Annotated in this window: 21 protein-coding genes; 16 read left to right on the top strand and 5 right to left on the bottom strand. The window is 51.7% G+C overall.

Translation table 11 applies throughout. The features are described from left to right. Positions 1-677 precede the first annotated feature (677 nt). Together P0Y67_RS09705 and P0Y67_RS09700 are read right to left on the bottom strand one after the other, a co-directional pair. Entirely contained in the window at positions 678-980 is a 303-nt protein-coding gene (locus P0Y67_RS09705; protein WP_027251655.1) for a DUF3301 domain-containing protein, read from the bottom strand. 34 nt (positions 981-1014) lie between these two features. Beyond that, complete coding sequence (locus tag P0Y67_RS09700) at positions 1015-2055, bottom strand: DUF3549 family protein (RefSeq protein ID WP_342391713.1); 1041 nt, start codon at positions 2053-2055, stop codon at positions 1015-1017. A 148-nt stretch (positions 2056-2203) separates the two neighbouring features. Between P0Y67_RS09700 and P0Y67_RS09695 the strand changes: the two genes are divergently transcribed. The 3 genes from P0Y67_RS09695 (at position 2204) to P0Y67_RS09685 (ending at position 3855) form a co-directional block, all read left to right on the top strand. Then, positions 2204-2530 (top strand): YqcC family protein, encoded by a 327-nt coding sequence (locus P0Y67_RS09695; protein WP_342391712.1) that lies wholly within the window; start codon positions 2204-2206, stop codon positions 2528-2530. Beyond that, a complete protein-coding gene (truC, locus tag P0Y67_RS09690; protein ID WP_342391711.1) occupies positions 2527-3279 on the top strand; it encodes a tRNA pseudouridine(65) synthase TruC in 753 nt (250 codons plus the stop codon). The genes P0Y67_RS09695 and truC overlap by 4 nt, the downstream gene beginning before the upstream one ends. 120 nt (positions 3280-3399) lie before the next feature. Next, a complete protein-coding gene (locus P0Y67_RS09685; RefSeq protein WP_342391710.1) occupies positions 3400-3855 on the top strand; it encodes a flavodoxin in 456 nt (151 codons plus the stop codon). Positions 3856-3950: 95 nt separating this feature from the next. On the opposite strand, the gene P0Y67_RS09680 is transcribed toward P0Y67_RS09685, so the two are convergent. From P0Y67_RS09680 to map, 3 genes are all read right to left on the bottom strand, one after another. Then, on the bottom strand, positions 3951-4331 hold the full coding sequence (locus P0Y67_RS09680) for a DUF3461 family protein (RefSeq protein ID WP_027251660.1): 381 nt from the start codon (positions 4329-4331) through the stop codon (positions 3951-3953). A 203-nt stretch (positions 4332-4534) separates the two neighbouring features. Next, complete coding sequence (gene glnD / locus P0Y67_RS09675) at positions 4535-7165, bottom strand: bifunctional uridylyltransferase/uridylyl-removing protein GlnD (RefSeq protein ID WP_342391709.1); 2631 nt, start codon at positions 7163-7165, stop codon at positions 4535-4537. Between the two features lie 172 nt (positions 7166-7337). After that, positions 7338-8135 (bottom strand): type I methionyl aminopeptidase, encoded by a 798-nt coding sequence (gene map, locus P0Y67_RS09670; protein WP_337112918.1) that lies wholly within the window; start codon positions 8133-8135, stop codon positions 7338-7340. A 327-nt stretch (positions 8136-8462) separates the two neighbouring features. Between map and rpsB the strand changes: the two genes are divergently transcribed. The 13 genes from rpsB to lpxA all read left to right on the top strand — a co-directional run bounded on the left by rpsB (position 8463) and on the right by lpxA (position 21696). Continuing rightward, entirely contained in the window at positions 8463-9191 is a 729-nt protein-coding gene (gene rpsB / locus P0Y67_RS09665; RefSeq protein ID WP_337112919.1) for a 30S ribosomal protein S2, read from the top strand. A 114-nt stretch (positions 9192-9305) separates the two neighbouring features. Continuing rightward, positions 9306-10151 carry a translation elongation factor Ts gene (tsf, locus tag P0Y67_RS09660; RefSeq protein ID WP_342391708.1) on the top strand — a complete coding sequence of 282 codons (846 nt, stop codon included), beginning with the start codon at positions 9306-9308 and terminating at the stop codon, positions 10149-10151. Positions 10152-10242: 91 nt separating this feature from the next. Then, the gene (gene pyrH / locus P0Y67_RS09655) at positions 10243-10974 is read left to right on the top strand and encodes a UMP kinase (RefSeq protein ID WP_027251665.1); all 732 of its coding nucleotides are present in this window, start codon (positions 10243-10245) and stop codon (positions 10972-10974) included. A gap of 67 nt (positions 10975-11041) precedes the next feature. Continuing rightward, complete coding sequence (gene frr / locus P0Y67_RS09650; protein WP_342391707.1) at positions 11042-11599, top strand: ribosome recycling factor; 558 nt, start codon at positions 11042-11044, stop codon at positions 11597-11599. 87 nt (positions 11600-11686) lie between these two features. Then, positions 11687-12454 (top strand): isoprenyl transferase, encoded by a 768-nt coding sequence (locus tag P0Y67_RS09645; protein ID WP_036759066.1) that lies wholly within the window; start codon positions 11687-11689, stop codon positions 12452-12454. A 130-nt stretch (positions 12455-12584) separates the two neighbouring features. Next, positions 12585-13433, top strand: coding sequence for a phosphatidate cytidylyltransferase (locus tag P0Y67_RS09640; protein WP_342391706.1), 849 nt, complete (start codon positions 12585-12587; stop codon positions 13431-13433). A gap of 149 nt (positions 13434-13582) precedes the next feature. Beyond that, on the top strand, positions 13583-14779 hold the full coding sequence (gene ispC, locus P0Y67_RS09635) for a 1-deoxy-D-xylulose-5-phosphate reductoisomerase (protein WP_342391705.1): 1197 nt from the start codon (positions 13583-13585) through the stop codon (positions 14777-14779). Next, on the top strand, positions 14776-16131 hold the full coding sequence (rseP, locus tag P0Y67_RS09630; protein WP_342391704.1) for a sigma E protease regulator RseP: 1356 nt from the start codon (positions 14776-14778) through the stop codon (positions 16129-16131). Before ispC ends, rseP begins: the two co-directional genes overlap by 4 nt. A 36-nt stretch (positions 16132-16167) precedes the next feature. Further along, positions 16168-18585, top strand: coding sequence for an outer membrane protein assembly factor BamA (bamA, locus tag P0Y67_RS09625; protein WP_342391703.1), 2418 nt, complete (start codon positions 16168-16170; stop codon positions 18583-18585). Between the two features lie 19 nt (positions 18586-18604). Continuing rightward, positions 18605-19114 (top strand): OmpH family outer membrane protein, encoded by a 510-nt coding sequence (locus P0Y67_RS09620; RefSeq protein WP_192017580.1) that lies wholly within the window; start codon positions 18605-18607, stop codon positions 19112-19114. 209 nt (positions 19115-19323) lie between these two features. Then, positions 19324-20352 (top strand): UDP-3-O-(3-hydroxymyristoyl)glucosamine N-acyltransferase, encoded by a 1029-nt coding sequence (gene lpxD, locus P0Y67_RS09615; protein ID WP_342391702.1) that lies wholly within the window; start codon positions 19324-19326, stop codon positions 20350-20352. 103 nt (positions 20353-20455) lie between these two features. Continuing rightward, a complete protein-coding gene (fabZ, locus tag P0Y67_RS09610; protein ID WP_027251674.1) occupies positions 20456-20911 on the top strand; it encodes a 3-hydroxyacyl-ACP dehydratase FabZ in 456 nt (151 codons plus the stop codon). After that, complete coding sequence (gene lpxA, locus P0Y67_RS09605; protein ID WP_342391700.1) at positions 20908-21696, top strand: acyl-ACP--UDP-N-acetylglucosamine O-acyltransferase; 789 nt, start codon at positions 20908-20910, stop codon at positions 21694-21696. The genes fabZ and lpxA overlap by 4 nt, the downstream gene beginning before the upstream one ends. The last annotated feature ends 1 nt before the right edge of the window (position 21697 follow it).

Below are 21697 nucleotides of genomic sequence, written 5' to 3'. Positions count from 1 at the left end.
ATTGGCGGTACTGAGTTGCGACGGCTGCTCAGGCTTCATCCCGCTTCATATTTTGCCTGCTATCTTGTAAGCGATCTCTCACAAAAACGTGAGAAATATGCGTTTTCTATTATCTCTTTCCGCGCACAAATCTAAAAATATACTAACTAATTCATTGCCTTATGTTTTCTCTGTCTTGTGGCCTGATCGCAGGGAAAAGAGCAAGCCAGTGACTGTGCTGTGTCCGGCGCGTAATTATCGTAGTCTTAGAAGTGTCGAAGGAATTGACACACGGAACAGGATAACGGCCAGGGAGCAGGGTCGGTTAAGGATGATAGTGAAGGCGAGGATAGCTTTCACGCTAAGGACGGTTCAGGACATGGCGGGATGCCGGCTGCAATGTTCAGGATGACACTGCTCAGGAAGAGACAGGGATACTTTCAGAACGAAAGCAGGGACACCGCCAGGAAGGTCGAAGAGAGTTATTTCAGGATGAAGTAACGGATCAGGAGATCAACGGACACGTTCAGGATGAGCGTTTAATGGAAAATCGCCGACGGATTCCGGCGCATCAAAGGAATGAGGCAGGGAGCCTATGAGTAGCCGGATTGCTGCAAGTAAGACCTAAGGGCGCAACGTAAGTTGCGCCCGTTTTATTTTGTGTGTCGGCAAAAAGAAAAAATTGGCGCGGGAACGGTTCAGCCCGGCATATGGTGCGGCGGCACATAAAACTGTACCGGACGCAGCCCCTTGAAGGTGGCACAGCCCTGATAGGCATCAGCACCGTCAGCGGAAAACTCAAACAGGTACAGGGTTTGCCAGCTCCAGTTGCCGGCATCATCTTTCAGGCGGTGCGAGCCTCTGGCGACACTCAGCAACTGCAAGCCTAACTGCTGGCAGCGTTGAGTGATAAATTGCTGGGCCAGCTCGCTCTGGCGCCTCTGCTGCCAGAACAGATAGCCCAGTATGGCCAGCGCCAGTATGCCAAGTAAATTATCCATCCGTGGGATTTCCTTCTCAGTTCCGTTTCATTTGTTATTGGCCGCGAGTGGCTTGTTGCAACCGGGTAATGGCCTCGGTCAGCTCGGCATTGGCTGAACTGTGCAGCACCTGCAGCATAGTGCCGCGCAGTGCTGGCAGCATCACCAGATCGGCAAACAGCTGGTTGAACAAATTCTGATCCTGAGTCTGGGCCAGGCGCAGCAAAAACTGACTGGCTGAATCAGTGTCAGCTAAGCCTTTCCAGCACCGGCCGGCAATGGCGACCAGCATTTCAGGGTGGCAGAGTTCAGGTGTTGCCAGTATGGCCTGAAGCGCCCGGTTCAGCATAGCCGTCTCGGCACCTGACATGGCGCGCAGTAAGGCAGACAACAGGAAGATGTCGGTTTGCTGTGCCGTCAGCTCGCCTTGAATACGTTCTTCCAGACGCTCAGACAGCGCCGCTGGCAGCTCACAGTGTTCCAGACAGCCCAGCAGCGCGTACAGCGGCGTCATGGGGAGATTCTGCAGCGCCTTGCGCAGGTAGGTCGCGTTATTTTCCTGCTTCATGCGGGCGCAGATATCGGCCAGTCCCTGTAAGCCGACGCCCTGCCATTGCGCCCAATCCAGTTTACCGCTGAGGTAGACCTGGGCATGTTCGTAATACTGGCTGGCTGGCAACGCCAGTTGCTGACGCAGATGGGCGTGGAAGATCGCCATTTTGTCGTCTTTCGGTTTGAAGGTGTACGGGTTGGCCGCCAGCTTCTCCTGCTCTTCTTCTGTTGGCACCGCATTGAGTGTGGCGCCCATGGCTTCGATGACATACTTAATGAAATCACCGACAGCAGCCTGTTTGAGCAAGCCCCGCTCATCCAGCGGCAGCTTGAGAAACCAGATCCAGGGCGGATTACCCTGCTGCCAGAAGGAAATCGACAGGTGAGCATGCTGCTGTAACGGCCATGGATAAGGCTGGCGGTTATCTTCAACCGCTTTGAATGTGGCTCGCTCGATTTCACAGACCCGGCGGCCCAGATCGAAAATCTTATACTGGCATCCGGCATTGTCCAACAGTTGGGTCAGGGTGTGAAATTTATCCATGGGCATGCTACAGGGCTCCTAGAGTTTGACGGCTTATGGTGGCGCATTATAGGGAGTTGAGCGTGAAGATGGTATCCTTGCGCGCCAGTTGTCCGGCTGAGCTCACCCTCAGCCATCAGGCTAGTTATGTTGATCCAGGAGTACAGCATTGGATTGTTACGAAAAAACCACCCGTTTGCTGGTGCGGTTAGAACAGCAGTTACGTGCGCAAGGACTGTGGCAGCACAGTCCGCCCAGTGAGGAAGCGCTGGCCAGCACTGAGCCATTCGCCATTGATACGCTGACATGTGCAGAATGGCTGCAATGGATTTTTCTGCCCCGTATGTATCATCTGGTCGAGGAAAGGCTGATGTTGCCGACCCAATTCAATATCTCCCCCTATGCTGAAGAGTCAGCCAGACTGGAACCTGAACTGGCCGCTGTGTTACCGCTGATTGCTGAACTGGATCACTGGCTGGGTGGCGCGAATCAATGACAGAGCTCAACACTGAACTTGAGATCCTGTATCAGGATGACTATCTGGTGGCCGTTAACAAACCGGCCGGCATGCTGGTGCACCGCTCCTGGCTCGATCGCCACGAAACCCGGTTTGTAATGCAGACCCTGCGGGATCAGCTCGGCGGACAGCATGTGTTTCCCTTGCACCGGCTCGATAAGCCGACCTCAGGCGTACTGCTATTTGCGCTCTCAAGCGAGATGGCCGCTGAGATGATGCCAAAATTTGCGGGCCGGGAGGTGAAGAAAACCTATCATGCTGTGGTACGGGGCTGGGTGAAAGAAGCGGCTGTGCTGGATTATCCACTGAAAGAAGAGCTGGATAAGATGAGCGACAAGCGGGCCTTGCAGGACAAAGCGCCGCAGGAAGCCGTCACAGCGTATCGTCCGCTCGCCAGAGTGGAAACCCCGATCCCTGTCGGCCGTTATGCAACCAGCCGTTATACCCTGGTTGAAATGAAACCGGAAACTGGCCGCAAACACCAGTTGCGCCGGCACATGCATCATCTCAGTCATCATATCATTGGTGATGTGAACCATGGCGATGGCCGGCATAACCGTATGTTCAGAGAGCACTATGACTGTCACCGACTGATGCTGCATGCTTCTGCGCTGCAATTTATCCATCCGGTAACCGGTCTGCCGATAACGATCCGTGCATCGGTGGATCAGAGCTGGCAGGGGGTGATGCAGGCCTTCCAGTGGCCGCTGTCTTATCTGGACGGATAAAATCACCGTTTTTGATTGCAGGATCGCGCAATTGGGTTTCGGGATTTGCATCTGACCGGCACAGGAGTCAGAGTAATCTCAGGTCATTGAAATTTAAACAGGGAGTGAGGTGTGACTGTGATGGCAACTATTGGTGTATTTGTGGGCTCCGTGTTTGGCGGGGCAGAGGAAGTCGCAGAAGAAGTCGTCAGCGAGCTGAAAACCAATGGCCACGATGCGGAACTGTTCACAGATCCCAGTCTGGATGATTTTCTGGCTTACCGGGATCAGGTCGCGCTGGTGATTACTTCCACCACAGGACAGGGGGAGATCCCTGAAAACCTGTTACCGCTGTATCTGGCGCTGAATGATCAGTTTCCGCTGATGCCGGCGCTCAACTATGGCGTGATAGCGATGGGAGATTCCAGTTACGGTGAGGACAGATACTGTGGTGGCGGACGGCAGTTTGACGCCTTACTTCAGGAACTGCAGGCCAAGCCGGTGACGGCGCGTCTGGATATTGATGCCTGCGTCAATTTTGATCCGGCGGAAGCCGCGCTGCCCTGGCTGCAGGACTTTATGAAAAAAGTGCTCTAATGCCGGTGACTGACAGATAGCGGGATGCCAAAAGGGCACCTTGGCAGGTGCCCGATTTCTGCTTTCTTTCTTACTTTCTTACTTCTTACCGCTAGTCACTTCAGTTTTGCCAGATCGGATTCGATCTCGGCAATTTTATGGCTGACCACCTGTTCCAGATGGCGTAAATCGTCCAGAATTTTTTTCTTGATGTCGACATCGGTGTGGCGCTTTTTCGTGATCTTATCTAACTCGTCGGTGACAAAAGTCAGCTTGCGATTAATCTCCGAGACTTCCTTGGCTTCACGGTTGCCGCTGTTCACGATGACAGATTTGGACTGGCGTTGAAATTTGAACTTCATGCTTTTGGCAAAAAGTTCTCCTTTTCCTTTGGCGAAGTAGATTTTCAGAATGTCATTCGCGGCTTCCTGGCGCAGACTATAACTTTCAATGCGTTCAGGGTGTTCTATGCCCAGGCTGGTAAGGTTGGGGTACATGGCGGCCTCGTGTTGTTTCAGTCAATAAACCGTCTGCGCTCAGTACAACAATATGCCACGAAAGTGGTATTACCTGGCGTTGATAGAGGCAGTTTGTTGCTACTCTAGCAATTAATGTGGGGTAAATCTTGTACGCGGCGCAGAATCTGCGTCAAGGATTCGCAACAGCCCGTCATGTTTGGCTGACGGGCTGGCGGGTTTGACTAGGCCGCGTCGTCAATGCGTTCAATCAGTGCGGTTTTGAGCGCCGATTCCTGCTCGGCGCTCAGTTGCTGACCCTCTTCGTTGACCAGAATGAAAAAGTCTTCCGCCCGCTCCCCTATGGTTGTGATCTTGGCGGCCTGCAGACTGACATTCTGATCGGCAAACACTGAACCTATCCGGGCCAGCAGTCCCGGCATGTCCAGCGCCACCAGTTCCATCATGGTCTTTTTGCCGGTTTTGGTTGGCAGAAAATCGACCTGGGTTTTGACGTTGAAATGGCGCAGTTTGCGCGGCGGACGTTTATTGCGCCGCACCGAAACCATAGTGTCCAGAGCATGGATAAGATCGTCCCGGACCGTGGCCCGGCGGTTGTCCGTCAGGGGATCGCCGTTTGGATCGAGCACCATGAAGGTATCTAAGGTGTAGCCATCTTTACTGGTCATGATTTGTGCATCATGAACGCTGAGGTTTTTCTTATCCAGTTCGGCCACAACAATGGCAAACAGCTTGGCTTTGTCGCGGCTGTAAACGAACACTTCGGTCCCGCCACGGGTCGGCTTTTTGCTGATCAGGATCAGCGGCTCATCCGGGTTCTCGTGTTTCAGCAGGGCTTCAGCATGCCAGGCTATCTGCTGGTGGGTGTGACGCAGAAAATAGTCGGCTTTAAAGCGTTGCCAGAGCACCTCGACTTCACGCTGGCTGAAGCCCTGGCTGCGCAGCAGGGCAGAGGCCATCTGCTGGTTGTGGCGAATACGTTCGCGGACATCAGGCGGGTTTTCCAGGCCGCGGCGCAGCGCTTTTTGGCTGGAGTAATACAGCTCGGCCAGCAGGGTGCGTTTCCAGCTGTTCCACAGCTCCTGATTGGTGGCGCAGATATCTGCCACTGTCAGGCAAATCAGATAATCCAACCGCTCTTCATCGCGCACCGTCTTGGCAAATTCAGTGATCACATCCGGGTCATAGATGTCCCTGCGCTGGGCGGTGACTGACATCAGCAGGTGGTTTTTGACCAGCCAGGTGACCAGATTGGCCTCCGGGCGCGACAGGCCATGCTCAAGGCAGAACCGGTAGGCGTCGTCTGCCCCCAGCTCGGAATGGTCGCCGCCTCGCCCTTTGGCGATGTCGTGGAAAATTGCCGCCAGTATCAGCAATTCTTTTTTCTGAATTCGCGGATACACTTCACAGCAGATAGGGTGCAGCTCCCGGTTGGCCGGGTCACTGAATTTGTTCATGTGTTTGAGCAGGCGGACACTGTGCTCATCCACGGTGTAAACGTGGAACAGGTCAAACTGCATTTGCCCCACAATCTGGCTCCATTGCGGAAGATAGGCCGCAAGCACGCCGTGGCGGTGCATCAGGCGAAAAGCTTTGTTCAGGGCGTTTGGCTGGCGCACCAGCTCCATGAATTTCTCGCGGGCGGCCGGAATATCGACCAAAAAGCGGTTCAGGCGCCGGCGTGCGGTGCGTAACTGGCGCAGCGTGGGGGCTGAAATGCCTTCTATCTCTGAATTGCCGGCAATATGCAGAAACATGTCGAGAATGGTTTCCGGGCGGGCCTGAAATAAGGCCGGCTTCCTGGCTTCGATGAGGTTGCCGACCAGGCGGAAGTCTTCGTCCAGATCGACGATCGCCAGCTCGTCGCCGTTTTTCAGTATCGCCTGATCAAACAGCTGCAGCAGCATTTTATTGAGTTCGGCCACACGCCTGAGGGTGCGGTAGAACTCTTTCATCATCATTTCGACCGGTTTGTTGCCTTCCCCTTGATAGCCCAGTTTTTGCGCGACGGAAGCCTGATGCTCGAAGGTCAGCCGGTTGTCGTAGCGTTTGAGCTCACAATGCAGGGCAAAACGGATACGCCACAACGAGGCCTGGCACTCATACAGTTCACGGTACTCGGCATCGGTCAAAAAACCAAAGCGGCTCATCTCCAGCAGATTGGTCGCACCGAAATGCCGGCGGGCGACCCAGCTTAAGGTGTGAATATCACGCAGTCCGCCGGGGCTGGATTTGATATCCGGCTCCAGGTTATAGGTGGTGTCGTGATAGCGGGCATGGCGGATGCGCTGCTCTTCGACTTTGGCACGGTAGAAGGCTTCGCTGGGCCAGAACTTGCCGGAATTGACCTGATCCTGTAACTGCATAAAGCTGTCTTCGCTGCCGCACAGCAGGCGGGCTTCCTGAAGATTGGTGGCCACGGTCAAATCTTCCAGCCCGATATTGATACACTCTTCAACGGTACGGACGCTGTGACCCACTTCCAGCTTGAGATCCCACAATAAGGTCAGAAATTCACTGATTTGTTTTCCCGTGTGGTTATCGAGCGGTGTGGCACTGAGCAGCAGGATGTCAACGTCAGACAAGGGATGCAGCTCGCCGCGGCCGTATCCGCCGACCGCGACCAGCGAGAGATCGTCGCGCTTATCGAGTCCGAACAGGGGCCAGAGATGGCGAAGCAGCCGGTCTATACAGCCGGCTCTGGCTTCGACCAGCTCAGTCACAGGAACATGCTGGGAGAACAGCAACTGCTGCTGCTCGTTGAATTGCTCCAGCTCTTCCTTGAGCACGGTAAGAAGCTGACCTGTGTCTTCGCAGCTGATTGGGGCGTGAGGTTCGGATTGAGTCTGTGTCATTGCTGTCCATGCCATGTTGAGGTATCAGTGACGGGCAAATAAGCCTTTTCCCCGAGCTTTTGCTGGTGGCTGGGGAAAACTGTCGTCTCTTTACTCTAGCCTGAATTACAGCAACAAAAAAGCCAGCAATGTGCTGGCTTTGAGTCAATGGTCAGTCGTATTGACCCGTGGATCAGGCGTTTTTCATTACCCGTGGCAGGCTTTCTTCTTTACGCAGTGTCAGGATTTCACAGCCGTTATCGGTGACCAGCAGTGTGTGTTCCCATTGCGCCGATTTTTTGCCGTCGACTGTGTATACCGTCCAGCCGTCCTCATCATCAAGCAGGCAGCCGAATTTACCGGCATTGATCATTGGCTCGATGGTGAAACACATGCCCGCTTTGAGTACCGTGCGGTCGGCGTTTTTGTAATGGACCACTTGTGGCTCTTCATGGAATTCATCACCGATGCCGTGGCCACAGTAGTCTCTGACAATGGTGAAACGGCTGTTGCCGTTTTTCACAAACTTCTGGATTGTGGTGCCAATCTCGCCCAGCTTGGTGCCAGGCTTCACTTTTTTAATGGCCTGGTAAAGGCTTTCCTGCGCGACACGGCACAGGCGCTTGTCTTCCAGTGAGACCTCGCCCACTTCGAACATTTTAGAGGTATCGCCGTGGTAGCCATCTTTGATTACCGTGATATCAATGTTGATGATATCGCCATCTTGCAATACGTCTTGTTCACTGGGAATGCCGTGGCACACCACATGGTTGATTGAGGTACAGATGGATTTAGGGAAACCGTGATAGTTCAGCGGAGCCGGGATCGCACCCTGGGTTTCGGTGATGTACTCATGACAAATCCGGTTCAGTTCTTCAGTGGATACGCCAGGTTTTACATACGGCTCAATCATTTCCAGTACGTCGGCGGCCAACTGGCCGGCCACGCGCATCTTTTCAATTTCTTCAGCCGTCTTGATCTTAATGCTCATGCAAACTTCTCTGCTCTGTCAGTCTCTATACTTTATATGGTATCAGCGAGAGCGGAGGATGAAAACTGACTTTGGTCTGCGCAGAAGATTTTGACTGGATTTTTGCGGTCTAAATATGGTATAAAGCGCGCCGTAATTTGGCATATTGTGCATTGGCGAAAGTCAGTGCGGCAGGTCAGATTGCGAAAACATTATTTTATTTAATCACTCACACATATCGACACGTGCTCCGGGGTGCCCAAGGCTTATGAGTAAGTCGGCCGTAACAAGGTCAAGGGTCGGTAGCATGGGATATGTGGACGCCTAACCCCAATTGAGGAATATTCAATGGCAACTGTATCAATGCGCGACATGCTGAAGGCTGGTGTACACTTTGGTCACCAAACCCGTTACTGGAACCCTAAGATGAAGCCATTCATCTTCGGTGCTCGTAACCGTGTACACATCATCAACCTTGAAAAAACTGTACCAATGTTCAACGAAGCGCTGGCAGAAATCAACAAGATCGCTGCTCGCAAAGGTAAAATCCTGTTCGTTGGTACTAAGCGTGCTGCAAGCGAATCTATCAAAGACGCGGCAAACAGCTGTGATCAGTACTACGTGAACAACCGTTGGTTGGGCGGTATGCTGACTAACTGGAAAACTGTTCGTCAGTCAATCAAGCGTCTGAAAGATCTGGAGACTCAGTCTACCGATGGTACTTTCGACAAGCTGACTAAGAAAGAAGCGCTGATGCGTACTCGTGAAATGGAAAAACTGGAGAAATCTCTGGGCGGTATCAAGAACATGGGCGGTCTGCCAGACGCTATGTTCGTTATCGATGCTGATCACGAGCACATTGCTATCAAAGAAGCGAACAACCTGGGTATCCCTGTATTCTCTATCGTAGATACTAACTCTAACCCAGACGGCGTAGATTACGTTATCCCAGGTAACGATGACGCAATCCGTGCTATCCAGCTGTACACAGGTGCTGTTGCAACTACTGTTACTGAAGCTCGTAACCAGGACATCGCTGTTCAGGCTGAGCAAGACGGTTTCGTAGAAGCTGAGTAATCAGTCGCTCCTTTGAGCATCTTAAGTTACCTTGTGTAAACTAAGTATGGTTAACAGGGGCCGTTTACAGGCCCCTGATTTTTACACCAAGATTTGAAAACTGAGGATATAACAATGGCAACAGTTACAGCTGCCCTGGTTAAAGAACTGCGTGAGCGTACTGGCGCAGGTATGATGGAATGTAAAAAAGCACTGGTTGAAGCAAATGCTGATATCGAGCTGGCCATCGAGAACATGCGTAAGAGCGGCGCTGCAAAAGCGGCTAAGAAAGCAGGTAACATCGCTGCTGAAGGTTCTATCATCATCAAGAACAACGACAGCGTAGCGGCTCTGGTTGAAGTTAACTGCCAGACTGATTTCGTTGCTAAAGACAGTAACTTCCTGACGTTCGCGAACGAAGTTGCTGATGCAGCACTGGCGAGCAAAGCTGATGTTGCTGAACTGCAAGCACAATTCGAAGAACAACGTATCGCACTGGTTACTAAAATTGGTGAGAACATCTCTATCCGTCGTGTTGCTTACATCGAAGGTGAGAAAGTGGCTTCTTACCGTCACGGCGACCGTATCGGTGTTGTTGTTGCTGGTAACGGCGAAGACGAAACCCTGAAGCACATTGCAATGCACGTTGCAGCTTCACGCCCAGAGTACGTGAACCCAGAAGACGTACCAGCTGAAGTTGTTGCTAAAGAGCGTGAAGTTCAGGTTGAAATCGCCATGAACGAAGGCAAGCCTCAAGAAATCGCTGAGAAGATGGTTGAAGGCCGTATGAAGAAGTTCACTGGCGAAGTCTCTCTGACTGGTCAGCCTTTCATCATGGAGCCTAAGAAATCTGTCGGTGACGTACTGAAAGAAAACGGTGCTTCTGTTTCTACCTTTATTCGCCTGGAAGTAGGTGAAGGTATTGAGAAAGCAGAAGGCCTGAGCTTCGCTGAAGAAGTTGCTCTGGCGCAGAAAGGTTAATCTTTCGCAAATTGCTTATAGAAGACCGTGGCCAAGGCTGCGGTCTTTTTACAACTCCATATCTCTATAGTAAGCCTGGAAGGTACAATAAATGACCACGAATCCTAAACCGACTTATCAACGGATCCTGCTGAAACTGAGTGGCGAAGCGCTGCAGGGCGACGAAGGTTTTGGTATTGATGCACATGTGCTTGACCGCATGGCTCAGGAAATCAAAGAACTGGTAGAACTGGGCGTACAAGTTGGTCTGGTTATCGGTGGTGGTAACCTGTTCCGTGGTGCAGGTCTGGCTGCTGCGGGTATGAACCGAGTTGTGGGCGATCACATGGGTATGCTGGCGACAGTGATGAATGGCCTTGCCATGCGTGACGCGCTGCACCGTGCCTATGTGAACGCGAAAGTAATGTCAGCCATTCCGCTGAATGGTGTCTGTGACAGCTATAACTGGGCAGAAGCTATCAGCCAGCTTCGCCAGGGCCGGGTCGTTATTTTCTCTGCCGGTACAGGTAATCCTTTCTTTACAACAGATTCAGCAGCATGTCTGCGCGGTATTGAAATTGAAGCTGATGTTGTGCTGAAAGCCACAAAAGTGGACGGTGTCTACAGCGACGATCCAGTTAAAAACCCAGAAGCGGTTCTTTATGATAAGCTAGGTTATCAGGACGTTCTGGAACAAGAGCTGAAAGTCATGGATCTCGCCGCCTTTACACTGGCTCGTGACCACGGTATGCCAATTCGTGTGTTCAACATGAATAAACCTGGCGCACTGCGTAAAGTTGTGATGGGCGAGCCGGAAGGTACCTTGATCGCTCATAGCGAGTAAGGGCGTAACATATTGATAGGGTAGGAAAACAGCTTCCTGCTAAGACCGACTATTCAAGGGTACAAACGTGATTAACGATATTAAAACTGATGCGCAAACGCGCATGGACAAAAGTGTTGAAGCACTGAAATCTCAGCTGGCAAAAGTGCGTACTGGTCGTGCACATCCAAGTTTGCTAGATGGTATTCAGGTTGACTACTACGGATCCAACACACCGCTGCGTCAAGTAGCGAACGTCATCGCTGAAGATGCCCGTACTCTGGCCATTACGGTATTCGACAAGGAACTGACGCCTAAAATTGAAAAGGCGATCATGATGTCGGATCTGGGTCTGAACCCATCCTCTGCGGGTACGGTTATCCGGGTTCCACTGCCAGCATTGACGGAAGAGCGTCGTAAAGACCTGGTGAAGGTTGTTCGCGCTGAAGCTGAACAAGGCCGTGTCGCCATTCGTAATATCCGTCGTGATGCTAACGCGGAAGTGAAGGCGCTGCTGAAAGATAAAGAAATTTCAGAAGACGATGATCGTCGTGCTCAGGATGACATTCAGAAGCTGACTGATGCCGCCGTGAAGAAGATCGATACCATTTTGGAAGCGAAAGAAAAAGAGTTGATGGAAGTATAAGGTTCTCCTTACTTATTATTGACTCTGGCTTGATAAGCTCTAAAGCGCTGTGCGTGCAGCACGGCGCTTTTTTGTTGAGGGAAAAGTATGACAGAGCATACAAGCAGCACTGAATGGTACACCCAGAACCTGCCCAAGCACGTGGCTATCATTATGGATGGTAACGGGCGCTGGGCTAAGGCGAAGGGTAAAGCGCGGGTGTTTGGCCATAAAGCCGGTGTAGAAGCCGTACGTAAAACTGTCTCTGCTGCGAGCCGTCTTGGTATCCAGGTAGTGACTCTGTTTGCATTCAGCAGTGAAAACTGGCGCCGCCCGGAAGATGAAGTGTCTTTATTGATGGAACTCTTTCTGACCGTTCTTGGCCGGGAAGTGAAGCGTCTGCACAAAAATAACATCCGTCTTAAAATTATTGGCGACACCAGCCGCTTCAGCCAGCGTCTTCAGGACAAAATCACGGCAGCCGAAACCTTAACTGCTGCCAACACCGGCATGGTTCTGAACGTGGCGGCGAATTATGGCGGGCAATGGGATATTCTTCAGGCCACCCAGGCTCTTGCCCGGGAAGTGGCCGAGCAGGGGCTGACCCCGGACGATATCACTGAAGACATGCTGGCTGCCCGCTTATCCACCAGTGGCTTGCCTGATGTCGATCTTCTTATCCGTACCAGTGGCGAATGCCGGATCAGTAACTTCATGCTGTGGCAGACCGCCTATGCCGAGTTGTATTTCACACCGCAACTCTGGCCTGATTTTGATGAAAATACCTTAGCCGATGCCATTGCCTGGTTTATGGATCGGGAGCGTCGTTTCGGTTGTACGGGTGAACAAATAAAAAAGTTACTGAAAGCTCAGTAACACCAAGATGGTAGCGTGGAAAATGGAACCCCGCTGCCATTCTGAAAACAAGCTCGTGGCTTGTTGGATTGCTGCCAAGCAAGATATTGCTGAGAAGCGACAACGATAAATAATAACGAGAGGAACAAGCTTGCTTAAGCAACGAATTTTGACTGCATTGGTTCTGGCACCACTGGTGGTAGCCGGCATCTTCCTGCTCCCTTTTTCGGGTTTTATGTTGGCTATCGCAGGTATCACCCTGGCTGGCTTCTGGGAATGGACCCAGTTTGTAAATACCCGTTCACGCCTGCTGGCAATGGTACCCCCTGTATTAGTCTTACTGGCGTCGTTTCTGGCCCTCCCTGCTGATGCCATCGAATTGGGTCATTTACAATTTCCCCATCACATCATGTTAGCCGCAGGTGGCGCCTGGTGGTTGTTTGCCTGTTTGCTGGTCGTGACCTATCCGAACCAATCTGGCTTCTGGGTTGGTTCAACCACGCTTCGCTACCTTTTCGGCTTACTGACGTTGATCCCCTTTTTCTGGGGCGTCGTCATGCTGCGTGCTGTTAACTATGCCGAAGCCCCCTATCTGGGTGCCAAGCTGGTGATGTTGGTGTGTTTGCTGGTCTGGGCGGCTGACAGCGGGGCTTATTTCGCGGGTAAGCGTTTTGGCCGCCACAAAATGGCCCCCAGAGTCAGCCCGAATAAAACCCTTGAAGGGCTTGCCGGAGGTGTGGTGCTGGCCGTGGTCGTCGCGTGGGCAACCGCAGAACTGTTTGGCATCACCTTTAATAACAGCGGTGCGCTGTTAGTGACAGTGGTGCTGACTGTGATTGCCTCTGTATTTGGTGATCTGGCCGAAAGTATGCTCAAGCGTGTTTCCGGAATTAAAGACAGTGGACAGATCTTACCCGGCCACGGTGGTATTCTGGACCGGATAGACAGCCTGACGGCGGCGTTGCCCGTTTTTGCATTGCTCTATCTCTGGCTTATCTGAGACCTGATTCGGGGGGAAGCGGGTAACCACTTCCCCCATTTTGATTTTGATACCCTTGATAGTGTGTTGACCCCTTGTTTACACACTGACTGAAAATGAACAGTAGGATTATGGCTGTGAACAGCCAGAATTCGTAAAGTAGTGAAGGTATGCGTAAGTTAACCATTCTTGGAGCAACGGGGTCGGTAGGCACCAGTACACTGGCCGTAGCGGCAAACAATCCTGATCAGTTTGAAGTGGTCGCGCTGGCGGCCGGGACAGACAGCCGTAAAATGTTTGAACTGTGCTGTCAGTGGAAGCCCAAGTTTGCTGCTATGGCCTGCGAGCAGGCCGCACGTGAACTGTCTGAGCAGTTGAAAGCTCACGGTCTAGCCACTCAGGTGCTGACCGGTGTCGCTGGCATGTGCGAAATTGCCGCGCTGGATGAAGTGGATACCGTGATGGCCGCCATAGTGGGGGCGGCCGGATTGATGCCGACTATGTCTGCGGTCAAAGCCGGCAAGCGTGTGCTGCTGGCCAACAAAGAAGCCCTGGTGATGTCTGGCCAGATGTTTATTGATGCTGTTGCTAAGTATGACGCAGAATTATTACCTGTGGACAGTGAACATAATGCTATCTATCAGTGTCTACCTTTAGGTGTTCAAAAGCAGACCGGGCGCTGTGATCTGACTGCGGCTGGGATCAGCAAGATTTTGCTGACCGGCTCGGGTGGTCCCTTTCGCTATACCGATCCACGGGATCTGGAGACAGTGACGCCGGAAATGGCCATTGCGCATCCAAACTGGTCGATGGGACCGAAGATTTCTGTCGACTCGGCCACTATGATGAATAAAGGGCTGGAGTACATAGAAGCACGCTGGTTGTTTAATGCGGCCAGGGAGCAACTGGAGGTGCTGATTCATCCCCAGTCGGTCATCCACTCTATGGTACAGTACAAAGATGGTTCTGTGATTGCGCAGATGGGATTGCCGGATATGCAGACGCCAATCGCTTTTGCCATGGCCTATCCTGAAAGGGTGGATGCCGGTGTGAAACCGCTTGATTTCACCCAGGCGGGCGAACTGACATTTATGGCGCCGGATATGTCGCGCTATCCGTGTCTGCAGCTTGCGATAGATGCGTGCTACAGTGGACAGGCAGCAACCACGTCGCTCAATGCGGCCAATGAGGTGGCGGTGGCAGAGTTTCTGGCCGGCGGAATACGTTTTACCGATATCGCGCGAGTAAACCAGCAAGTGCTGGAGCGGGTTAATCTGGCAGAGCCGCGGAGTCTGGAGTGTGTGATGGCGTTGGATGCTGATGCACGACAGCTGGCGCAGCAAGTGATTCAGAAGGTAGCTAAATGATGGGAATTTTGTGGAATTTGGGTGCCTTTCTCGTTGCGCTGGGCATTTTAATTGCGGTGCATGAATTCGGACATTTCTGGGTTGCACGCCGTTGCGGCGTGTATGTCGAGCGTTTTTCCATTGGTTTTGGTAAACCCCTTTGGCGCCGGGTCGACAAGCAAGGAACCGAATACATACTGGCAATGATCCCACTCGGCGGCTATGTCAAAATGCTGGATGAGCGGGTTGACACTGTGCCGGCGGAACGCCGCCATGAGGCTTTCAATAACAAGTCATTGTGGCAAAGAAGTGCCATTGTGGCGGCAGGCCCTGTTGCTAACTTTGTTTTTGCGATCTTTGCCTATTGGGTTGTGTACCTGATTGGTGTCCCTGCGGTTAAGCCGGTGATCGGAGAGGTTGCGCCGCAATCCATCGCTGCCCAGGCCGGTATTGAAAGCGGTATGGAACTTAAGTCAGTTTCCGGCATCCAAACTCCGGATTGGGAATCCGTCAATATGGCCATGATAAGCCATATTGGTGATGATGAGATGACGCTGACAGCCGTGCCGTCGGAAGAATCTTACGAAAAGACATTCAATCTGGATTTGCGTAACTGGTCTTTTGACCCGGAAAGTGAGCGTATACTGACGACTCTGGGTCTCACCCCGTTTTCACCGCCGATCACGCTGGAAATTGGTCAGCTGGTGGATAACGGAGCGGCCAAAAAAGCCGGCTTCGAGATAGGGGATACGATTGTCGCTATCGACAAGCAGCCGATTACGCAATGGCAGCAGGTGGTTGATGCGGTTCGCTCCAGCCCGGATCAAGCGCTGACTGTTCAGCTGCGCCGTGGTAACGAGCTGGTAGAAGCCTCCTTGACGCCCATTAGCAAAGAATTGCCGAGCGGCGAGTGGGTTGGATACGCTGGCTTTGCACCTGTGATGTCAGAGTGGCCAGCAGATCAGCGCTTTGTTCGCCAGTATGGACCGATTGAGGCCATTGGCGAAGCGACCGGGAAAACCTGGCAACTGGTGACACTGACCTTTGACATGGTAACCAAACTGGTGACCGGGGATGTGGCACTGAAGAATTTAAGCGGCCCGATTTCTATCGCCAAAGGTGCGGGAACAACGGCTGATTATGGCATAGTGTACTTTTTGGGTTTTCTGGCTTTAATTAGCGTTAACCTGGGTATAGTGAACCTATTGCCGCTGCCTGTGCTGGATGGTGGGCATTTACTCTTTTTTGCAATTGAAGCTGTGACACGACGTCCTGTTTCAGAGCGTATACAGGATCTTGGCTACCGTCTTGGATCTGTGATTTTAGTCGTTTTGATGGCTGTAGCGCTCATAAATGATTTTACCCGCCTTTAATAAGTGCGTTTTTAGCAAGGAATAATCAGAACAGTAATGGCGATGAAGAAACTGTTAGTCGCATCCCTCTTGCTTGGCAGCAGTGTGGTACATGCGGAACAATTTGTGGTGGATGATATCCGCTTTGAGGGATTACAGCGTGTAGCCTTGGGGGCTGCATTGCTGAAAACGCCTGTCAGAATTGGTGATTCGGTCGATGAACGTGACGTCGCGGATATGATTCAGGCCTTGTTTGCTTCAGGGAATTTTGAGGATATTCAGGTTTTTCGTGACGGCAACGCTCTGGTGGTGAAAGTCATTGAACGCCCGACCATTGCCAGCATTACGTTTTCTGGCAACAAGGCAATCAAAGACGAGCAGCTCCAGGAAAACCTCAACGCGTCTAAAATCAGCGTGGGTGAAGCACTGGATCGCACGACTCTGAGTAAGATTGAAAAGGGTCTGGAAGATTTCTACTACAGCGTGGGTAAGTACAACGCCAGTGTTAAGGCCGTTGTGACCCCATTGCCACGAAATCGTGCTGACCTGAAATTTGTCTTTACCGAAGGGGTATCGGCGAAAATTCAGCAAATTAATTTCATTGGTAATAACGTGTTTACCGATGAAGATCTGCGCGACAAATTCAATCTGCAGGCCGATGTACCCTGGTGGAACTTCCTGGCCGATGAAAAGTATCAGAAACAGGTCCTGGCTGGCGATCTGGAAACCCTGCGTTCTCAGTACCTCAACAACGGTTACCTGAAATACAAGCTTGAATCGACCCATGTGTCTATCTCCCCGGATAAGAAAGGGGTATACATCACCCTGAATATCAATGAAGGCCAGCAGTATACTGTCAAGGGCGTCAAATTCCGCGGTAACCTGGTTGGCGCGCAGGGCGAACTGGCCGGGCTGGTCACCTTTAAAGAGGGCGATATTTACAACGGTGCGAAAGTCACAGGGTTGGAAGAATCGATCAAACGCCGGCTTGGCGAGTTGGGCTATGCCTACCCGCAGGTGAATACCATTCCTGAGTTTGACGATACCAATCAGCAGGTGTCCCTGCTGGTGAACGTTGAGCCAGGTAAACGTATTTACGTGCGAAATATTGCTTTCTCTGGCAATACCTCAACCCAGGACGAAGTGTTGCGCCGCGAAATGCGCCAGATGGAAGGCAGCTGGCTCAACTCTAAGTCGATTGAACGCGGTAAAGAACGTCTGAACCGTACCGGTTTCTTTGAATCGGTTGATGTCCAGACCGTGCGTGTTCCGGGCACCGAAGATCAGGTTGATGTTCAGTACAAGGTGAAAGAAGCTAACGCCGGTAACATCAACTTTGGTGTCGGCTATGGTACCGAATCCGGGGTCTCTTTCCAGGCCGGTATCCAGCAGGATAACTTCCTGGGAACCGGTAACCGTTTCGGCATCAGTGCCATGATGAACGATTACCAGAAAAACGTCAGCGTTGAGTACCGCGACCCGTATTTCACGCTGGATGGTATCAGCCTGGGCGGCAAAGTGTACTACAACGAGTTTGAAGCCTCTGACGCTAACATTTCTGACTATACCAACCAGAGTTACGGTGCCAGTCTGACCTGGGGTTTCCCGTACGATGAACTGAATTTCTTTGAATTTGGCCTGGGTTATGACCACAACAAGATCTCGAATACGGAAGAGTATTATCAGATCGAAAAATTCAAGCAGATTCATGACTTTGATCAGGCCAATACTTCCATCGAGCTGGATGATTTTGACTGGTCGGTGTCCTGGACCCGCAATAACCTGAACCGTGGCTTCTTCCCGACAGCAGGTAACCATCAGCGTGCTACCTTCCGCATGACAGTACCGGGTTCAGATGCCCAGTATTTTAAAGCGCAGTATGATGTCCGCCAGTACTTCCCGTTAACCCAGGAACAGGATTTTACTCTGTTGCTTCGCGGCCGGCTGGGCTATGGTAATGGTTACGGTACAACGGATAATGGCAGCGATCAGCTGTTACCGTTTTATGAAAACTTCTATGCAGGTGGCTTCTCTACCCTGCGGGGGTTCCGTTCCAACACTGTGGGTCCGAAAGCCGTCTACGTTGGTGGCTGTGACAGCGGTGGTAGCATAGGTGGCAATAACAGCTGTGCGACAGGTTCTGATGATGCGGCGGGCGGTAATGCTGTCGCCCTGGCCAGTGTTGAGCTGATCGTCCCGACTCCGTTTGCTTCTGAAGAAGCGAGGAACCAGATCCGTACCAGCCTGTTTATTGATGCCGGTAACGTGTGGGACACAGAGTACGATTTGAGCGGACAGGATGGTGATTTTCTGTATGACTATTCAGATCCTTTCCTGATCCGTGCTTCATATGGTGCGGCTCTGCAGTGGATGTCACCAATGGGACCTCTGGTCTTCTCGGTAGCGAGGCCACTTAAGAAATACGATGGCGATGACGAAGAATTCTTCACCTTTACCATCGGACGCACATTCTAACCCTTTAAGGAGAGAGCCTTTGAAACAGTGGATTAAAGCAGCCGGTCTTAGCCTGGTCGTTCTTTCATCATCTATGTATACCCAGGCAGCGGCAGCGGCTGAGAAGGTAGGCTACGTTGCTACGGCTCAAGCCATGGCGCAACTGGCACAGCGTTACAACTTGCAGGATAAGCTGCGTAACGAGTTCCAGGGACGGGTAACAGAATTGCGCTCGCTGGAAACCAATATCAAATCCAAGCTGGAAAAGCTCAAGCGTGATGGCCAGCTGATGAGTGCCAGCGACAAGTCTAAACTGCAAAATGAGTTGCAGACGCTGGATGGCCAGTTCAAGCAAAAAGCGCGTGCCCTGCAGGAAGATCAGGCGCGTCGTGCGTCGGAAGAGCAGCAAAAGCTGGCCATGAAACTGCGTACAGCGATTCAGGATGTGGCTAAGCGTGAAGGCTACGATATGGTCGTTGATGGTCAGGCAATCCTGTTTGCCAACCCTAAAGATGATCTGTCTGCGAAAGTGATGTCAGCGGTGAAATAAGCTGCGCTTGTTTCACTGAGTGCTAGCGAGTGAGTACACCGGGAAGGGAATCAAGGCCCGTCTGGTGTATTTGCTCCTGGTATCCAAAATGACATTATTATGTGAACATTGTTCAAATTGTGGGCGTTTCTGCGTTATCCCTTTGCATTGTCTCTTACTCCGCAGATAATAAGGCGCAGTACGTACAAAACGAAATATTAAGGTAAATAATGGCTGCATTGACGCTTGCTGCATTAGCAGAAAAATTAGGTGCGGAGCTGCGTGGTGACGCAGCGGCTGAAGTCACAGCAATCGCAGGGTTGGGCCAGGCAGGCTCCGGCCAGATCACTTTCCTTTCCAGCAGTAAATACCGTCAGCACCTGCAAGCGTGCAAGGCGACAGCGGTGATGTTGACACCGGCTGATGCTGAATATTTCGACGGTAATGCACTGATTGTTAAAGACCCTTATCTGTCTTATGCCAAAGTGGCTCAGTGGCTCGATTCCACACCAGCCAGCGCGGTAGACATTGCGCCATCAGCGTATATTGCCCCTGACGCCGTTCTGGGTGAGGGCGTCGCCGTTGGCCATAATGCCGTGATCGAATCCGGTGTGGTGCTGGGCGATCATGTTCAGGTTGGTCCCGGCTGCTTTGTCGGTAAAGGTGCGCGCCTTGGCAGTCGCACTAAGCTGTGGGCCAATGTCAGTATTTATCACAATGTTGTGCTGGGTGATGACTGCCTGGTCCAGTCGGGGACTGTGATTGGCTCTGATGGCTTTGGCTATGCGAACGATAAAGGCCAGTGGCAAAAAATTCCTCAGCTGGGCACAGTGCGTATTGGCAACAGAGTAGAGATCGGAGCTTGTACCACTATTGATCGTGGTGCGCTTGAGGATACCCTGATCGCTGATGGTGTTATCATTGATAACCAGTGCCAGATTGCCCATAACGTTTCCATTGGTGAAAATACTGCGGTTGCAGGCGCCACGGTCATGGCAGGCAGTCTGAAAGTCGGTAAACATTGTTTTATTGGCGGAGCCAGTGTGTTCAATGGCCATATGGAAATTACCGATGGCGTGACTGTGACAGGTATGGCAATGGTCATGCGACCTATTACTGAGCCTGGCGTGTATTCATCCGGTATCCCACTACAGACAAACCGGGAATGGCGTAAAACGGCGGCACGTGTTCTGAAAATTGAAGAAATGAATAAGCGATTGAAATCTGTAGAGAAAAAACTCGAAAAAGATAGTCAGTAGTTTTTCGTTCTCATTTTGCCGCTTCGGGCCTGCGTCATTGACCGCGTAGGCCGCTTACGTTTTTGTCCGGCGCTTTATTAACTTTTTAGACAGGAATGCAGTTTTGACTAGCGAAAACAAAACGCTGAATATCACCGAGATCCAAGCTCTTCTTCCGCACCGTTATCCTTTTCTGATGGTTGATCGTGTTGTTAACTACGAAGAAGGCAAAACACTGACAGCGATTAAAAACGTTTCCGTCAATGAGCCGCAATTTACCGGCCACTTCCCGAAAATGCCTGTTTTTCCTGGTGTACTGATTCTTGAAGCCATGGCACAGGCCACTGGCTTGCTGGCGTTTAAAACCTTTGGTGCGCCGGCAGAAAATGAACTGTATTACTTTGCCAGCATTGATAATGCGAAATTCCGTAAACCCGTTGGCCCTGGTGACCAGCTGGTGATTGAAGTGGAATTCCTGAAAGAGCGCCGCGGTATTGCCATGTTTAATGGCATTGCGAAAGTGGACGGCGATGTTGTGTGTTCTGCTGAGTTGAAATGCGCGAGACGAGAGTTTTCATGATTCACGAAACAGCACAAATTCACCCATCGGCGGTGATTGAAGACGGTGTGATAATCGGAGCCAATGTGACCGTTGGCCCTTTTACCTACATTGGCAAAGATGTCGAAATTGGCGACGGCAACGAGATCATGTCACACGTTGTGATCAAAGGCCCGACCACGATTGGCAAGGATAATCGCATTTTTCCTTATGCGATCGTCGGTGAAGAGTGCCAGGACAAGAAATACAACGGTGAACCGACGCGCCTGGAAATTGGCGATCGCAATGTGATCCGCGAAAGCGTACAGATCCATCGCGGCACGGTACAGGATAAAGGCGTCACTATTATTGGTGATGACAACCTGCTGTGTGTCAATGCCCACGTTGCTCACGATGTCGTGATAGGTAATCACACCCATATTGGTAACAACTCAATTCTGGGCGGCCATGTGGTGGTCGGTGATTACGCCGGCGTGATGGCGCTGTCAGCCATTCATCCATTCTGTAATGTGGGTGCGTACAGCTATGTCGGTGGCTGTTCTGCCGTGGTGCAGGATGTGCCGCCTTATGTACTGGCCCAGGGTAACCATGCCACACCGTTCGGACTGAACATTGTGGGTTTGCAGCGTAATGGCTTTGAAAAGCCAGAAATCCATGCGCTGCGCCGTGCCTATAAAGAGATTTACCGTTCGGGTAAAACGCAGGCCGAGGTGAAGCCGGTACTGGAAGAGATGGCGAAAGACTGGCCGTCAGTTGGCCTGTTGCTGGATGCGCTGAACAATACCGAACGCGGAATTATTCGCTGAT

The sequence above is a fragment of the Photobacterium sp. SP02 genome (genome assembly GCF_038519165.1).
In the GTDB taxonomy this organism is placed as follows: Bacteria; Pseudomonadota; Gammaproteobacteria; order Enterobacterales; family Vibrionaceae; genus Photobacterium; species Photobacterium halotolerans.
This window is presented reverse-complemented; position numbering and strand designations above follow the sequence as displayed.

Coding starts and splice junctions, on each gene's coding strand:
- bamA (WP_342391703.1), top strand. CDS start 16,168: ATGGCGATGAAGAAACTGTTAGTCGCATCCCTCTTGCTTGGCAGCAGT.
- P0Y67_RS09685 (WP_342391710.1), top strand. CDS start 3,400: ATGGCAACTATTGGTGTATTTGTGGGCTCCGTGTTTGGCGGGGCAGAG.
- rpsB (WP_337112919.1), top strand. CDS start 8,463: ATGGCAACTGTATCAATGCGCGACATGCTGAAGGCTGGTGTACACTTT.
- rseP (WP_342391704.1), top strand. CDS start 14,776: ATGATGGGAATTTTGTGGAATTTGGGTGCCTTTCTCGTTGCGCTGGGC.
- pyrH (WP_027251665.1), top strand. CDS start 10,243: ATGACCACGAATCCTAAACCGACTTATCAACGGATCCTGCTGAAACTG.
- glnD (WP_342391709.1), bottom strand. CDS start 7,165: ATGACACAGACTCAATCCGAACCTCACGCCCCAATCAGCTGCGAAGAC.
- ispC (WP_342391705.1), top strand. CDS start 13,583: ATGCGTAAGTTAACCATTCTTGGAGCAACGGGGTCGGTAGGCACCAGT.
- lpxA (WP_342391700.1), top strand. CDS start 20,908: ATGATTCACGAAACAGCACAAATTCACCCATCGGCGGTGATTGAAGAC.
- tsf (WP_342391708.1), top strand. CDS start 9,306: ATGGCAACAGTTACAGCTGCCCTGGTTAAAGAACTGCGTGAGCGTACT.
- P0Y67_RS09700 (WP_342391713.1), bottom strand. CDS start 2,055: ATGGATAAATTTCACACCCTGACCCAACTGTTGGACAATGCCGGATGC.
- P0Y67_RS09680 (WP_027251660.1), bottom strand. CDS start 4,331: ATGTACCCCAACCTTACCAGCCTGGGCATAGAACACCCTGAACGCATT.
- map (WP_337112918.1), bottom strand. CDS start 8,135: ATGAGCATTAAGATCAAGACGGCTGAAGAAATTGAAAAGATGCGCGTG.
- truC (WP_342391711.1), top strand. CDS start 2,527: ATGACAGAGCTCAACACTGAACTTGAGATCCTGTATCAGGATGACTAT.
- lpxD (WP_342391702.1), top strand. CDS start 19,324: ATGGCTGCATTGACGCTTGCTGCATTAGCAGAAAAATTAGGTGCGGAG.
- P0Y67_RS09645 (WP_036759066.1), top strand. CDS start 11,687: ATGACAGAGCATACAAGCAGCACTGAATGGTACACCCAGAACCTGCCC.
- P0Y67_RS09705 (WP_027251655.1), bottom strand. CDS start 980: ATGGATAATTTACTTGGCATACTGGCGCTGGCCATACTGGGCTATCTG.